Annotated in this window: 12 protein-coding genes; 6 read left to right on the forward strand and 6 right to left on the reverse strand. The window is 52.6% G+C overall.

Annotated features, from left to right (window positions below):
• The first annotated feature begins 40 nt into the window (after window positions 1–40).
• The 3 genes from Q1A04_RS15855 (at window position 41) to Q1A04_RS15865 (ending at window position 2978) form a co-directional block, all read left to right on the forward strand.
• Window positions 41–586, forward strand: coding sequence for a sigma-70 family RNA polymerase sigma factor (locus Q1A04_RS15855; RefSeq protein ID WP_299707953.1), 546 nt, complete (start codon window positions 41–43; stop codon window positions 584–586).
• Window positions 576–2000 carry a hypothetical protein gene (locus Q1A04_RS15860; RefSeq protein WP_299707955.1) on the forward strand — a complete coding sequence of 475 codons (1425 nt, stop codon included), beginning with the start codon at window positions 576–578 and terminating at the stop codon, window positions 1998–2000. The genes Q1A04_RS15855 and Q1A04_RS15860 overlap by 11 nt, the downstream gene beginning before the upstream one ends.
• A gap of 138 nt (window positions 2001–2138) precedes the next feature.
• On the forward strand, window positions 2139–2978 hold the full coding sequence (locus Q1A04_RS15865; protein ID WP_299707957.1) for a hypothetical protein: 840 nt from the start codon (window positions 2139–2141) through the stop codon (window positions 2976–2978).
• 53 nt (window positions 2979–3031) lie between these two features.
• Here Q1A04_RS15865 and Q1A04_RS15870 read toward each other — a convergent pair whose 3' ends face one another.
• The 6 genes from Q1A04_RS15870 to Q1A04_RS15895 form a co-directional block, all read right to left on the reverse strand.
• Complete coding sequence (locus tag Q1A04_RS15870; protein WP_299707958.1) at window positions 3032–3841, reverse strand: alpha/beta fold hydrolase; 810 nt, start codon at window positions 3839–3841, stop codon at window positions 3032–3034.
• Between the two features lie 27 nt (window positions 3842–3868).
• Entirely contained in the window at window positions 3869–6640 is a 2772-nt protein-coding gene (locus tag Q1A04_RS15875) for a cation-transporting P-type ATPase (RefSeq protein ID WP_299707960.1), read from the reverse strand.
• A gap of 146 nt (window positions 6641–6786) precedes the next feature.
• A complete protein-coding gene (locus Q1A04_RS15880) occupies window positions 6787–7557 on the reverse strand; it encodes a glucose 1-dehydrogenase (protein WP_299707962.1) in 771 nt (256 codons plus the stop codon).
• A gap of 212 nt (window positions 7558–7769) precedes the next feature.
• On the reverse strand, window positions 7770–8231 hold the full coding sequence (locus tag Q1A04_RS15885; protein WP_299707964.1) for a DUF2267 domain-containing protein: 462 nt from the start codon (window positions 8229–8231) through the stop codon (window positions 7770–7772).
• A 123-nt stretch (window positions 8232–8354) separates the two neighbouring features.
• On the reverse strand, window positions 8355–9281 hold the full coding sequence (locus Q1A04_RS15890) for a gamma-glutamyl-gamma-aminobutyrate hydrolase family protein (RefSeq protein ID WP_299707966.1): 927 nt from the start codon (window positions 9279–9281) through the stop codon (window positions 8355–8357).
• Window positions 9269–10273: an amidoligase family protein gene (locus Q1A04_RS15895; RefSeq protein WP_299707968.1), complete on the reverse strand. Its 1005-nt coding sequence runs from the start codon at window positions 10271–10273 to the stop codon at window positions 9269–9271. The genes Q1A04_RS15890 and Q1A04_RS15895 overlap by 13 nt, the downstream gene beginning before the upstream one ends.
• A 293-nt stretch (window positions 10274–10566) precedes the next feature.
• On the opposite strand from Q1A04_RS15895, the gene ggt reads away from it, so the two are divergent.
• The 3 genes from ggt to Q1A04_RS15910 all read left to right on the forward strand — a co-directional run bounded on the left by ggt (window position 10567) and on the right by Q1A04_RS15910 (window position 14682).
• Window positions 10567–12159 carry a gamma-glutamyltransferase gene (ggt, locus tag Q1A04_RS15900; protein ID WP_299708834.1) on the forward strand — a complete coding sequence of 531 codons (1593 nt, stop codon included), beginning with the start codon at window positions 10567–10569 and terminating at the stop codon, window positions 12157–12159.
• A 178-nt stretch (window positions 12160–12337) separates the two neighbouring features.
• On the forward strand, window positions 12338–13420 hold the full coding sequence (locus Q1A04_RS15905) for an efflux RND transporter periplasmic adaptor subunit (protein ID WP_299707969.1): 1083 nt from the start codon (window positions 12338–12340) through the stop codon (window positions 13418–13420).
• Between the two features lie 2 nt (window positions 13421–13422).
• Entirely contained in the window at window positions 13423–14682 is a 1260-nt protein-coding gene (locus Q1A04_RS15910) for an FtsX-like permease family protein (RefSeq protein WP_299707971.1), read from the forward strand.
• Window positions 14683–14714 lie beyond the last annotated feature (32 nt).

The following is a 14714-nucleotide window of genomic DNA, read 5'->3' on the forward strand; positions in this document are numbered from 1 at the left end:
TTGGTGCAGGTCAAAACTTAGGACAGGGAGCTTGAAATAAGTGTACACCGAGGAAGAAATTGTAGCGGGCTGCAAAGAAGGAAAGCCATCGTTCCAGGAGAAGCTGTATCAGCTCTACTCAGGGCGAATGATGGCCGTATGCACGCGCTATACCCGCTCCCGGTTTGAGGCGGAAGACATTTTCCATGAAGCTTTTGTGAAAGTCTTCAGCAATATCAAGCACTATCAGGGAGGTGCGTTTGAAGGCTGGGTCAGGAGGATATTTGTAAATACAGCCATTAACCACTACCATAAAAACCGCAAATACCTAAATCAGCTCGACTATAGTGCGGTTGAAGAAAGCACACCGGCAGAAGATGACATTATCAGTTTGATCTCAGGAAAAGAACTGCTGGCCCTGATCAACCAAATGCCTGAAGGGTATAGGCTGATTTTCAACCTGTATGTAGTCGAGGGCTTTAACCACCGGGAGATCGCCGAGATGCTGCACATAGCGGAAGGCACTTCTAAGTCGCAACTGGCCAAGGGAAAAAGTTATTTGAAGAAGATGTTCCAAAAACTCTCAATTTCTGAAAATGCTGACTGATAAAGAACAGGAAGAAATAAGGCGAAAACTGCTGGCGCTCGAAGAAGAGCCGCCCACAGGTGCTTGGAGCAAAATTGTGGCCGACATACGCCCGCAGCAGGAGCCGCGTAGTCCTTGGTGGCATGCGGCAGCGGCCCTCTTGTTACTGCTGTTATCGTCGGCAGGTGTGTACTATTTCACAACACAGCAAGCTAGTGATGACACAGCCATCGTGAGCATTGAGCAGGAGCAGCGGCAGGAGGAATCTTCTAGACCGTACGCGGGTGAACGGGACAGAGGTTTGGCCGCTGAAAATCAGGCAGCTGTTTCGGTTGACACGGCACCACTTGAAGTAGAGGTTACAGACAATGTCGGGCTGAATGCGCCTGCAAAGGCAACACCAAAGAATAATCAGCCAGCAGTTGAGCCTATAAGGACTGAAAAACCAAAAGTAATCGCTCAGCGGGAAGCCGCGGTGCCTGTCAGCCGGTCTATAACAACCGTAGTGGTGGATGATGTCGCTCGGGCAGATAGGTATAGCCGCTCCAGTATGGCTGCAAGCGACATAGCCCCTTCGGCCGCTTCGACAGCCGATGTGCTAAAAGGGCGCATACCTATACTCGTTAATTCAGAGCCATTCGACCTTTCGGAGACACCTGCTATAGCTTTGGAGCTTAAGCCAATTCATACCCCAAGCCAGCACACCACTTCCGATCATACCAACCCTAAACAATCGGGCGACTGGTACTTAAGCATGGCAGTGGCCCCACGATATACTTTCCGGTCCTTTAAGCCAGCGGTTGAAGATGAAGTATACATCACGAAGCTGCAAAACTTGGATCGGTTAGACCCTGAGCGTATGGGTTATGAACTTGGGCTGAACGCTGGCAAGGCTATTTTGCCTGCGCTATACCTAGAAACCAGTCTGTCGGTGATGCGACTGCGTGAGAATGTTTCTTATTCGTACACAACTGGTAAAGTAGATACGATACTAAAGAGCCTGTCAAGTGACGGAACGATCAGGGCTATTCCGGTCTATGCGATTGGAGAGCGCCACTTGAGAAGTTCTTACACTTATGGCGGTCTACGGCTTGGGGCAACATACTTTTTTATGGAGCGTGCACAAAGGAGGTTTAACCTGACAGTATCTGGGGGCGTGAATCTGCTGCTTAAAGGCCGTACGGAAGAGCTCGTGAACGGAGAGTTGCTCGGAACAGTGGATTTTCCAGATGATGACAATCCATTGGAACAGACAAACTACAACCTGATGCTAGGTGTCGGCTACAACATGGCACTCCATAGGCAGTATGAGTTGATGGTTATGCCGACCGTAAACTATTTTCTAGGCTCTACCTATAGCAATCGGGAGCCCTTCGGTATGCGGCCTTATAGCATTGGTATGAGCTTTCAGATCAGAAGGCGGTTTGGGAAATAGCCCTGTCTGCTTTTCAGTCTGATAGTAGAGGAATTGCCGTGATCGATCGTCACGGCAATTTTTTTTAAAATAAACAGGAAGCACAGGCAACGGTTGGCGGTACGGTATGGTCTTATCATTAAAGAACAAAATAAAATTATGAAACCCAATCAACTTTTAATGCTAGCAGGTCTGAGTATGTCTGCGCTGCTTTTCTCCTGTGATAGAGAAGACGTGCTTCCGGGCAAGCTTTCAAATCCTTCTACAGGAACTCCTCCACCGGCGGGAAACACTCCGCCTCCTACCACTCCGCCTGCAAACGATCCACCTGCCACACCGCCTCCTGTAACTTCAAACAGCCTGCTCACAGAAATGGGCGAAAGGCAGTTTGTGTATGATACACAAAACCGACTGGTAGAGGTAAAATATTCCCAGCAGCCAGCTCTCGGTTACAACATTGTGTATGATGGAAACAAACCGGTACGAATCAACCTTAAAACCGGTGGATGGATGCTTTATACCTACAATGGCGATAAAGTGTCGGAGATTGTCTCCTATTATGGTGATAATCTGGTCAACTATCGGTATAACTTAGAGTATAGCGGCAACCTATTGGTGAAAAAAACGAGTATGAGCTATGCCCGTTATGACGAAGGACAACTTCATATAGAGGAGTTTAAGTATGATGCCAGTGGAAACATGACAGAATATGCTTCGCGCTGGTCCAGCAGCAACAGGTATGAAGACCTGAGCAGCCCTTCTATCATCAGATGGGGCAATTACGATAAGCAGCCAAACCCAATGCCTTACATTGAATTTGGTTTTTATCTTCCGGGTATTAAGTGGTCAACAAACAACCCGGGCTACCGAGACACAGGAGGAGGCAAAGAGTTTTATACTTATGTTTATCATGATTCCGGCATGCCGCAACAGCGCTACACAAAACTAGAGGCCTTTCCTTGGGTAGGTGCATTCATAGAGAAGTATAGCTATCAATAAAATGTGGGCACAGCAAAAAAGCCTGTCTTTCCTCATTCGAAAGACAGGCTTTTCTATTCTTTCTCCAACTTGGCCAGCACCCGGGCCAGCTCTCTTTGGTAGGCCGGATTCTCGTTCATGCCATTGTGGCCCTGCCCTTTGAGTAGAATCACTTTGTCAGTGGATTTAAGGTGGGCTTGCAGTTTTTCAGAGGAGCCGGGATAGATGATCTCGTCTAGCATGCCGTGGAAAATAGCGATGGGTGCCTTGGTCTGTTCTACATACTGATAGGTTTTGAACTTGTACTTGAGCAGAAAGGTGGGCACGATAGGGTAGAGGCTCTGCATCAAATCACCAAGGCTATAATAAGGTGCCTGCAGGAGCAACATCTTGGGATGATTTTCTGCGGCGAGCTTTGCAGCGGCAGCTGTGCCGATGGAATAACCGGCAACCACGATCTGCTCTTCCTTATACCTGCTTTTCAATGTGTCATAGGCGGCCTGTGTGTCGGCGTAAAATTGAGCTTCATTGCTGATCTCACCCTCGCTCTTTCCATAGCCTCGGTAGTCGAACACAAACACGTCGTAGTGCAAGTCAGTATAGGGTTCGTATACCCAGCCCCAAGAGTCCACGGAGCCGGCGTTGCCGTGCAGGTAGAACACCAGTCCCTTGGGCTCAGGCACGTTAAAAAGTACCCCGTGCAGTTTGGTTCCGTCAGGGGCAGGTATAAAGATCTCCTCAAATTCCTGCTTGAAGCTAAACCTGTGGTTGGCAGGCAGCCGCTCGGGAAAGAAAATCAAATGCTCTTGCTGAAACGATAGAAAGCCCATAAGCAGCACGTAAATAGAAACCAGTACAACGCCCGTCCTGAAAATGTTCTTCAAAGCTTTTTCCAAGGTATAGGCGGCAGCCTACGCTTCAGCCGCCGCTCTTTCTTTCTCTTTACGTCTGTTGATGCTGAAGCGGATGGTCTTCTCAATCGTCACGATGATCAGCAGGATCACACCGGCCCCGAAAATACGGAGAATTTGCATGGTATCGAGTGGTGCGGAACCGAACAGTACGTTCATGATCGGCAGGTATATGAACAGCGCTTGAAAGAAGAACATAGCTGCTATGCCGTAATATACCCACATGTTACTGAAGAAACCAATCTCCCGCATGGGCCGCACCAGCGAGCGGCAACTGAGCAGGTAGAAAGACTCGAGCACCACAAACACGGTAGTGGCCACGGTGCGTGCCTCTGCTACATCGGTACCCAGTATGCGGCGTTCGTACAGGTATAGCCCGAAGGCGGCGATGAGCAACAGCGTACCTACCAGCAAGGTGCGCATAATCAAGTCTTTAGTCAGGATCGGTTCGTTGGTGGGACGAGGCGGCCGATCCATGATGCCGGGTTCCTTCGGTTCAAATGCCAGCGTGAGACCAAGCAGCACGGCTGTGGTCATGTTAATCCAGAGCAGCTGCACCGGCTGCACCGGCAGCTGCGTACCGAGAATAACGGCGGCCAGAATCACCAAACCCTCGCCCAAGTTGGTTGGCAGCGTCCAGACGATGAACTTGGTCAGGTTATCAAACACGCTGCGGCCCTCCTCCACGGCTCCTTCTATAGAGGAGAAGTTGTCGTCGGTAAGCACCATGTCCGAGGCATCTTTGGCCACGTCGGTGCCCGTTATACCCATCGCTATCCCGATGTTTGACTGCTTTAGGGCAGGGCCGTCGTTCACCCCGTCGCCTGTCATGGCCACTACATGGTCGCGGGCCTGCAGGGCTTTTACGAGGCGCAGTTTCTGGTCCGGCGACACGCGGGCGAACACTGCCGTATTTTCAGCCACATCCTCCAGTTCCTTGTCTTCTATCTGCTGCAGCTCCTTGCCGGTGATGGCTTTTAGTTTACCGTTTTCTCTAACGCCTCTCAGTCCGATCTGGCTGGCAATGGCCGAAGCCGTCACGGCATGATCACCGGTGATCATTTTTACGTCTATACCTGCCTGCTGGCAGAGTTTCACGGCCTCTACAGCCTCTTGTCGTGGTGGGTCGATCATGCCCTGCAGACCAAGAAATACCACTCCCGAGCGCATGTGCTCGTGGTCGATGCCGTCTCGACCGTCCACTTCGGCCATACCGAAAGCCAACACGCGAAGCCCTTCGCTGGCCATGTGCTCTACCTGCTTGTTAATGGCTTCAGGGTCTAAAGGCACTGTTTCTCCGTCTGGCAGCATCATGCTTTCGCTGCGTTCCAACAATGCCTCTACAGAGCCCTTTAGGTAGATTACATTTCGTTCGCCATCGTGCAGGGTGGCCATGTACTGGTGCTCCGACTCAAAAGGAATAGTGTCTTTGCGCGGTAGCTTTTGCTCCAGTTCACTTCTGTCGAATCCGGCCTTCTGTGCGGAAACCACCAGCGCCCCCTCGGTTGGGTCCCCTTCAATGGACCACTGGCCTTCTTTCTCCTTCACCGAACTGTCGTTGCAGAGCAGGCCCGCGATCAGGAGTTGTTTCAGTGCCTTGTTCGTACCCGTTTCTGTCTGCTCCTCGGCTTCCTTAATCTGACCCTCCGGACGGTAGCCCAGTCCGGTCACAGCATACACTTTGTGGCCGGCTACGATCTGTTGCACGGTCATCTGGTTTTCGGTGAGAGTGCCGGTTTTGTCGGAGCAGATCACGTTGGTGCTACCCAGTGTCTCCACAGCCACCAACTTGCGGATAATGGCGCGACGTCTTGCCATTTTTGAAACACCCAGCGCCAGCATGATCGTAACAGCCACAGGCAGACCTTCAGGTATAGCGCCAACCGCTAGCGCCACGGCCACCATAAAAGTATCGCCCCATGCCCCGCCTCTTGAAATTTCCACGGCAAACACCGCAGCAGCCAACCCTAAAATCACCCAAAGCAGCAGGTGGCTGAACTTCTTGATTTTACGGGTGAGTGGTGTCTCTAAATCCTGTGCGCTCGAGATAGATTCCTGTATCTTGCCCACCTCTGTTTTATCGCCGGTGCCCACCACAACGCCTGTCGCCTGTCCGTAAGTGACCACCGTGGAGGAGAACCCCATCGAGAAGCGGTCGCCAAGCACATCGTCTGCCGCAACGGGGGCAGCGTTCTTCTCCACCGCCACCGATTCACCGGTCAGTGCCGATTCGTCCACTTTTACATCACGCACGTGCACCAAGCGCACATCCGCCGGAAACTTGTCGCCTGACTGCACCAGCACGATGTCGCCGGGCACGAGTTCCTGTGCGTTGATGTTATGCTTGTTTCCATTCCGGATCACCTGTGCTTTGGCTGTCATGCTGCGGGCCAAGGCATCTATGGCAGCCAGTGCCTTCGACTCCTGCACATAACCGATGATGGCGTTGATAAACACCACTGCGAAGATCACGGCAGAGTCGATATACTCTTCCAGCAGGAAGGTGACCACAGTGGCTGCCAACAGGATGTAAATAAGCGGCTGATGAAACTGCAGCAGGAAACGCACCAAGGCGCTTTGCTGCTTCTTGGGTGTCATTACGTTGCGGCCGTAGAGCTCCTGTCGCTTTTCAACCTCCTCGTCCGTGAGTCCTTTTTTGGGTGATACGTTCAGCAGTTCGAGGGCCTCTTGCGGGTCAATGCTGTGCCAGTCGTACTGCTGGTCAGGCTTTAACGGGCTTGTGCTTACTCTTTTCTGTTCTGTTACGCTCATATTCGGTCTGATTTTTCGTGTGTATGCGCATCTCTGAAAGCGTCAAAAAGGCTTGACGGCTCACAGGGGAGCATGTATTAATTCCAATACAAGGTGAGTATTTGAATTAACTGGCCACTGAGGGTACTGTGTTGTAATACGGAGAATTACTGCGTCAGGTAGGCACCGTCTACAGCGTAGTAGGAGCCTGTTACGAAAGAGGCTTTGTCGGAACTCAGCCAGATAACGAGCTCCGCCACCTCCTCTGGCTCCCCCAGTCGACCAATTGGGTGCTTGGAAGCCAGAAACTGCAGCGTGTCTTCGCCCATGCCGGTGTCGGTGAGGAGAGGCGTTTTGATGAAGGCCGGGCCGATGGCGTTGATGCGTATACCTTGGGAGGCGTATTCAATGCCGCCGTTTTTTGTGAGTCCCACCACACCATGCTTAGCGGCCACGTATGCGGCGGAATTGGCAAAGCCCACCTGTCCCAGTATGGAGGAGTTATTGACAATGGCCCCGCCGCCGTTCTGCAGCATCTGCCGTATCTGGAAGTGCATGCAGTAAAAAACGCTGTTCAGGTTTATATTGATCACTTTGTTCCAGCCCTCAATGCTCATGTCACCAATCGGGTTGGACTCACCGCCTATACCTGCATTGTTAAAGGCGATATCCAGCCTCCCGAATTTCTCCACGGCCTGCTGTACCATGCGTTCGCAGTCTTCCGGCTTCGACACATCGCCCAGCACAAAAATAGCTTTGCCGCCCTGTTGTTCAATTTCTCGCACTACCTGCAGGCCCGGTTCTTCGTGTATGTCCGACACCACTACATGGGCGCCTTCGCGGGCGTATTGCAGCGCCGTGGATTTGCCTATGCCCGAGGAACCGCCTGTTACCAGAGCCACTTTGCCTGAAAACTGTCTTTGAGTATCTGTTGCCATTTTTTTCAAAGTTTAGGATGGGTATACTTTATCTATAACGCAAAACTCGACAACAGGCCTGCATAAAAGAATGACTTGAGTCATTAATAAAAACGTTCCTTGTCAACCCTCGACACTTTTGGAGGTATTGATGCGGCGAGAGAGCGTCCTATGGCAGGGAGATTATGCTCTTAGGCACCCATACGCCAGCCTGTCTGTGGGATAAATGTGAACTAGCCGCGGTGGCTCTCAGGAGCTACCGGGAATAGTGGCTGAACCTCCTTTGGCATCTGTGTGGCGATATGCTGCAACTGGCCCTCTGTGAGGTAGTGCGTACCCAGCGAAGTGAGGACCATCGCGATCAGATTTTCCGTGGACTGTGACCAGTTGAACTGCTGCTCTCCGTGTCTGGCCTGTTCCTGCTTTACGGCCTCCTTGAGTTCTTCAAGGGTATCGAACTGCAGTGGCTGATCCCTGTATTGCCAGTGCTCTGTAAAGACTGCTTTCAGAAACATGGGCAGCTGTGAGAGCACGTGCAATGACTCACTTATCGCGATCCGGTCGCGCAGAGTATGCAGGACGGCCCTGAGCAGAATATAGGCTTGTCCTTTTTCTTGCGGGTGCCCCAACTCAGCTGCCAACTGATTGAGGTACGCATTGCCTTCCTGCGCGAATTTTTCAAAATAGTTTGCCATAGCCTTACATAGATTAGTAGTTGTGAGTGCAATACCTTTGTTTAGGTTAACGCACAGGAAATGAGTAAGTTTGATGAAGGTGTGAGGTTTGTGATACCTCTATTATGTATACTGGTTATATACTTACAGCCTGTTTTCTCCCAGTTGCTTTTCCAGTTCGTTCTCCACTTCCTTGGCTGGTTCGGAGAGTGCTGTTTGCAGGTCTTTTTCCTCTATCTGCTGATTAACCAGCCGTGCCTGCTGCACTAAACCTTTGAAAAGCCGACGATGCCAGCTGCTATGGGGCAGGTACTCCGGGTGCCACTGCACCCCGATCATAAACTCCTGCTCCGGGTGCTCTATACCTTGTACTACCCGATTTGGCTCCCTCGCTACGATATCCATGGACTCGCCCGTCTCTTTTACCGCTTGGTTATGCAGGGCGTTCACGCGGAGTCGCTGTGTTCCCAGCACTTCTGCCAGCTTGCTTCCTGCTTTTATGTGCACCTTTTTCACCGGAAACACACTGGCGGGGTTCGGCTCCTCTAAGTAAAATGTATTGATGTCCTGATAAAGCGTGCCGCGGAAGTATACGTTCATCAGCTGTGCCCCACGGCAGATGCCCAGCACAGGAAGACCTTTCTGCACCGCTTGGTCCAGCAACTGCAACTCCAAGTGGTCGCGGGCGCGGTCGAGCCCGAATGTTAGTTTGCGACTCATCAATTTTCGGATAAAAAACACCGCCGGATAGTAAATCCAGCTGATAAAGCGGCCCACCCGGTGGAAGATGTTTTTACGGGGGTGCTGCAGGGTGCGCTGCAGGTATTCCTCCATCACATGCTCCTGCTCATAGATGGAGGGGTCCACATCCGCTCCGCCACCAATAATAAGTCCCTGTAGACCGTCAGCAGTGCGGGGCCTCGATGGCGTGATGCGCACAGGTCTGCCGCCGGCGAGCAGTACCGATAGCGCCGTGAAGAACCAAGCGGCGCTGCCCCCTTTGTCTGGTCCGGTGACCCCAATGGTGGGCCTGCCGCGGTGTATCTTGTTCTCTGATCTCAGGATAGCCATTGCTTTGTTCTTTTGATCCACTTTGAATCGAAGCCAATGAGGGTATTTTCTTTCAGGGAAAGGTACTCGTCACTGAGGTGCGCTATTTTCTCATGGTCGCTCGCCAGTTCCTCCACCCGCACCCAGTTGTTCCACTCCTGGGCCAGCGTCCAGTCAGGTTGTGCGATAGAACTGTTGGGTAGCCGGTAATGAAAAGCATTCCGCGCTTTTACCTTGCCAAGCTTGGTGTACTGTGCCAGCATGCCCTCCTGAAGGAAGGCGAGAATAGGGTATAGGTCGAGCGGGCGATTGCGATCTGGGTTATGCGTGTGGTAATCTTGTGTGAATTCCAACAAGTCCGGGGCATAGGCCGGATTTAGCACAAGGTCCACGTAGGCAGCAGGATAAGGATCAATGAAAGGACTGATCTTGCGGGCCAAATCGGTTTGGCCTGCCTCCAACAGCCAAGGGTACAGCAGTATAAAAGCCCGCAGGTAAGCCAGTATTGTATCGGTTTCCAGATTGGGCGCTTCTACGTTAATATGGGTGCCAAAGGCATTGGTAAGAAAGGATTGTGTTCCTTCCGCATGGAGCCGGTAAAGGGCCTCCCGCAGTTTTTCTATCTGCTCCAGCTGTGTGCAGGGGATGGGCGGACAGGCAATCTCGTTCGGGAACACTTTGCCTATCAGATTGCTGAGGGTTTCCTCCACCTCGTCCTCCAAGGTGCCATTGCCGATTCTGACGTCCTCAAGGCGCAGATTAAATGTCTCAAACACTTTCTTATACCGCTTTTCCGTCAAGAGCGTGAGGTCAAACTCAACAGTAAAATCACCCAGTTCGGTATCTTTTACCTCTTGCTTAAAGCGATTCTCTTTCTTTATTTCCCCCCCATACAGCTCTTGTATCAACCGGGCAGAGGCTTCGATGCTCACATTCGTGTATTCCAGCTCAAAACCCACTGTGCGCAGTTCGTCCTGCTCATTATACAATATAGGAGGATGTCTAAATTTCATAATAGGCGTTTAATCCTGATTCATAAACTAAAACGGTAATGCCCTGATACGGTTATAAGGCGCAGTTCTAGGCTATTGCCAGTGTTTCTCTAGTGCAGGCTTTGCTTTTCGTACACGGGAATGCGGCGTGCTTCAAAACCTGAGCAGAACCAAAAGGGTACAGAGGTATACGCATCAGAAAAGAGCAGCAAACTGTGACAATCAGATACATCACCCTATTTTTCGCTTTCATATTCATTTCCGGCTGCGCAGGCTGGGACACGGACACGACAGGGCGAATCACCCAAAAGGCGATGGTGGTGTCGGCGCATCCGTTGGCATCCGAAGTGGGGTCCGACATCCTGCGGCGCGGAGGCAATGCCGTGGATGCGGCAGTAGCCGTGCAGTTTGCCTTGGCTGTGGTATATCCCGATGCCGGGAATATTGGAGGAGGGGGATTCCTTGTGTTACGCCAGCAGGATGGCAGCGTGGATGCACTGGATTACCGGGAAAAGGCACCCGGCAAAGCCCGCCGCGATATGTACTTGGATGAACAGGGCAATGTGGTGGAGGAGCTAAGTTTTAAAGGGCACTTGGCAGCGGGAGTCCCCGGCACGGTGGACGGTATGGTAGAGGCCCACGAAAGGTATGGCAGTATGCCATGGGCCGAGTTGGTGCAGCCGGCGGTAGAACTGGCCGCCAAGGGCTTTCCACTTACCCGGAAAGAAGCGAAAAAACTGAACGAACAAAGAAAAGATTTTATACAGTACAACACGCAGCGGCCCTCTTTTATCATCCAAGACCGCTGGCGGGAAGGTGACAACCTCCGCTTGGCGGAACTGGCCCATACCTTAAAGCGGATCAGGGATCGGGGCAGGGCAGGCTTCTATGAAGGCGAGACAGCAGAACTGATTGTGGCTGAAATGCAGCGGGGTGGCGGCATCATATCCAAAGCGGACTTAGCCGGCTACCGCTCCGTCTGGCGTCAGCCGCTGACCGGGCAGGTGGGTGACTACCGCATCATCTCCATGCCACCCCCTTCCAGCGGAGGTATTGCCCTCATGCAGCTGCTCAGTATAGCCGAAGACTATCCGCTGAAAGACTGGGGCTGGAACTCCGCCGAAGCCGCACACCTGATGGTAGAGGCCGAGAGAAGGGTATATGCTGATCGCGCGCGCCACCTAGGCGACCCGGATTTTTACGATGTGCCGGTAGAGGCGCTGCTCGATACGGACTATATCAGGAGCAGGATGGATGGCGTTTCGCTGCAAAAGGCAACCGATAGCGATGCCGTTTCTGCGGGTATGCCTGCGCCGGTCGAGAGCCCAAACACCACACACTACTCCATTGTGGACCAAGAGGGGAATGCGGTTTCTGTGACCACCACCCTCAACAGCAGTTTTGGCTCCAAGGTGTTTGTAGCCGGGGCTGGTTTTCTGCTCAACAACGAAATGGATGACTTCAGTGTGAAGCCCGGACACCCGAACAGCTACGGACTGGTGGGAGGGGAGGCCAATGCCGTCGCCCCGGGCAAACGCATGCTGAGTTCTATGACACCCACCATTCTGGAGCGGGACGGGCAACTCTACATGGTCATCGGCAGTATGGGTGGCTCCACGATCATCACCACTGTGTACCAGATTATCTTGAACGTAACGGTGCACGGTATGTCCATGCAGGGGGCGGTCAACGCCGGCCGCTTCCATCACCAGTGGCGACCAGACTGGATACTGTCCGAGTGGGGGGCGCTGGGCTTTGGCACCGGGCTTGAAATGTGGTGGCGAGGACACAGGATAGCTCCAAAAAATGGGGGAATTGGCAGAGCGGCAGGTATACTGGTGCTGCCCGACGGTCGCTTGGAGGGAGGCGCCGACCCGAGAGGCGATGATGCGGCGGCCGGTTTTTAATTAGCTGAATTTTCATTAATCTGGTTAAATAGGGTGTTTTGATGTTTTGAATGCATTACTTTTGGAGCGTAGCACAGCGCTGTTAAATCTGGCTGCCGATGCTGCTACCATGGTAACATGCCAGTCCTCGGGCGATGCTTTCAACCATTCCGAGAATTGACCCTTACGCAAAAGTATTATGTCGATGAAACTATACTTGCAACTGGTCTTACTTGTGTTTTTGCTCACCTCTTGCGGAGGTGATCCTGAAACCACCCAACCCACCGTAGAGGACATCTCGGAAGCCGTGTACGCCTCTGGCTTTGTGAAAAGCCGCAATCAGTATCAGGTTTTTCCGGTGGTGAGCGGCATTGTGGAGGAGATACTGGTAACGGAGGGCGACACCGTAAAACAGGGGGAGCCAATGATGCGGATCAGCAACGAAGCCGCCCGCCTTAACACCGAGAATGCCCGACTGGCAGCCGAATACGCGAGTGTGAGCGCCAATGCCGAAAAGCTGGCCGAGCTGCAGGAGGCCATCGATCTGGCCCGCAGTCGTATGCAGAACGACTCGCTACTGCTGGCGCGCCAGCGCAACCTCTGGGCCGAGCAGATCGGCACCCGTGTGGAACTGGAGCAGCGTGAGTTGGCCTATAAAAACTCCGTCACTGCCTACCGCTCCGCCCAACTCCGCTACCGCGACCTTAAAAAACAACTCGACTTTGCCGCCCGCCAGTCGCAGAAGAACCTGCAGATAAGCCAAACCATGCGTGACGACTACACCGTGAAAAGCGAGACGACCGGCAAGGTATACAGCGTGCTGCGCGAAGAAGGTGAGCTGGTGAGTCCGCAGATACCGCTGGCAGTGGTAGGTGATGCCGAGGAGTTTATATTGGAGCTGCAGGTGGATGAGTACGACATCGCCCGCATCAAACCGGGGCAGCAGGTGCTGCTCAACCTCGACAGTTACCGCGGGCAGGTGTTGGAAGGGCGCATCACCAAGATCAACCCGGCCATGAACGAGCGTACCCGCTCCTTTACCGTGGAGGCTGAGTTTGTGACCCAGCCCGATGCGCTATACCCCAACCTGACCACAGAGGCCAATATCATCATACAGGCTAAAAAGAACGCCCTGACCATTCCTCGCGAATACTTGGTGGACGGTGGCTATGTGCTGAAGGACAAAGACGAGCGCGTGCCGGTGAAAACCGGACTGAAGGACTACCAGAAAGTGGAGATTGTGGACGGATTGTCAAAAGATGACGTGATTGTGAAGCCCTGACCATGGATACCAGACTGATCCTGAGCATTGCGAAATCCATGCTGCTGGCCCGCTGGCGGCAGACGCTGGTGGCGGCCGTGGGCGTGACCTTCAGCATCGCCATGTTCGTGACGCTGCTCAGTTTTATGAACGGCCTTAACGACATGCTCGACAGTCTTATTCTGAACCGGACCCCGCATGTGCGGCTCTACAACGAGATTAAACCCAGCGACAACCAGCCCGTGAATGTTGCTGCCCAATACGAGGATTCCTACAACTTTATCAGTTCGGTTAAAGCCGGCGTCACGCGGCAGGAGATCTACAACAGCGGACCTATTCTGCAGGCCGTGAAAGCAGACGAGCGGGTGCTGGGCGCCGCTCCCAAACTGTTGGCACAGGTTTTCTTCAACGAAGGCACCATCGATATCACCGGCGTTATAAACGGGATAGATGTGGAGGAGGAGAGTCGCCTTTTCAACTTTCAGGATTACGTTACTTCCGGCAATGCGATTGACGCCAAAAATGTGGCCAACAGTATCATTCTGGGCAAGGGGTTGGCCGACATTCTGGTGGCCGACATAGGGGATGTGGTGCAGGTGACTACCGCGCAGGGCGAGCGCTTCTCACTCAAAGTGGTAGGCTACTTTCAGTCAGGTATACAGGAGATCGATAAAGTACAGTCGTATGCCTCTATCGCCACCACCCAGAAACTGCTCGGCAAGCCGGCCAACTACATGACCGACATCCAGATAAAGCTGCACGATTTGGAACAAGCACCTGCCATGGCCCGGGAGTATGCGCAACTGTTCCGCGTGGATGCAGAAGACATCCAAACGGCAAACGCGCAGTTCGACACCGGAAGTAGTATTCGTTCGCTCATATCCTATGCCGTGGGCGTCACCCTGCTGGTTGTGGCGGGCTTTGGCATTTTCAACATCCTCAACATGATGATCTACGAGAAGATGGATTCCATCGCGATTCTGAAGGCCACCGGCTTTTCGGGCCGCGACGTTAACCTGATTTTCTTGGTTATCGCCATGAGCATTGGTTTTTTCGGCGGTATGGTGGGTTTGCTTTTCGGCTTTATCTTTTCGGTGATCATCGATAACATTCCCTTCAATACGGCGGCCCTGCCTACCATCGAAACCTACCCGATCAACTACAGTCCGGTGTTTTACTTCATAGGAGGTTCTTTTTCTCTGATCACAACTTACTTTGCCGGTTACTTCCCGGCTCGAAAGGCCAGCAAGGTCGATCCGGTGGAGATTATCAGGGGCAAATAGGTATAGCGCGGGATGAACGAAAAGAAAGAACA

Source organism: uncultured Pontibacter sp. (genome assembly GCF_947499215.1).
In the GTDB taxonomy this organism is placed as follows: Bacteria; Bacteroidota; Bacteroidia; order Cytophagales; family Hymenobacteraceae; genus Pontibacter.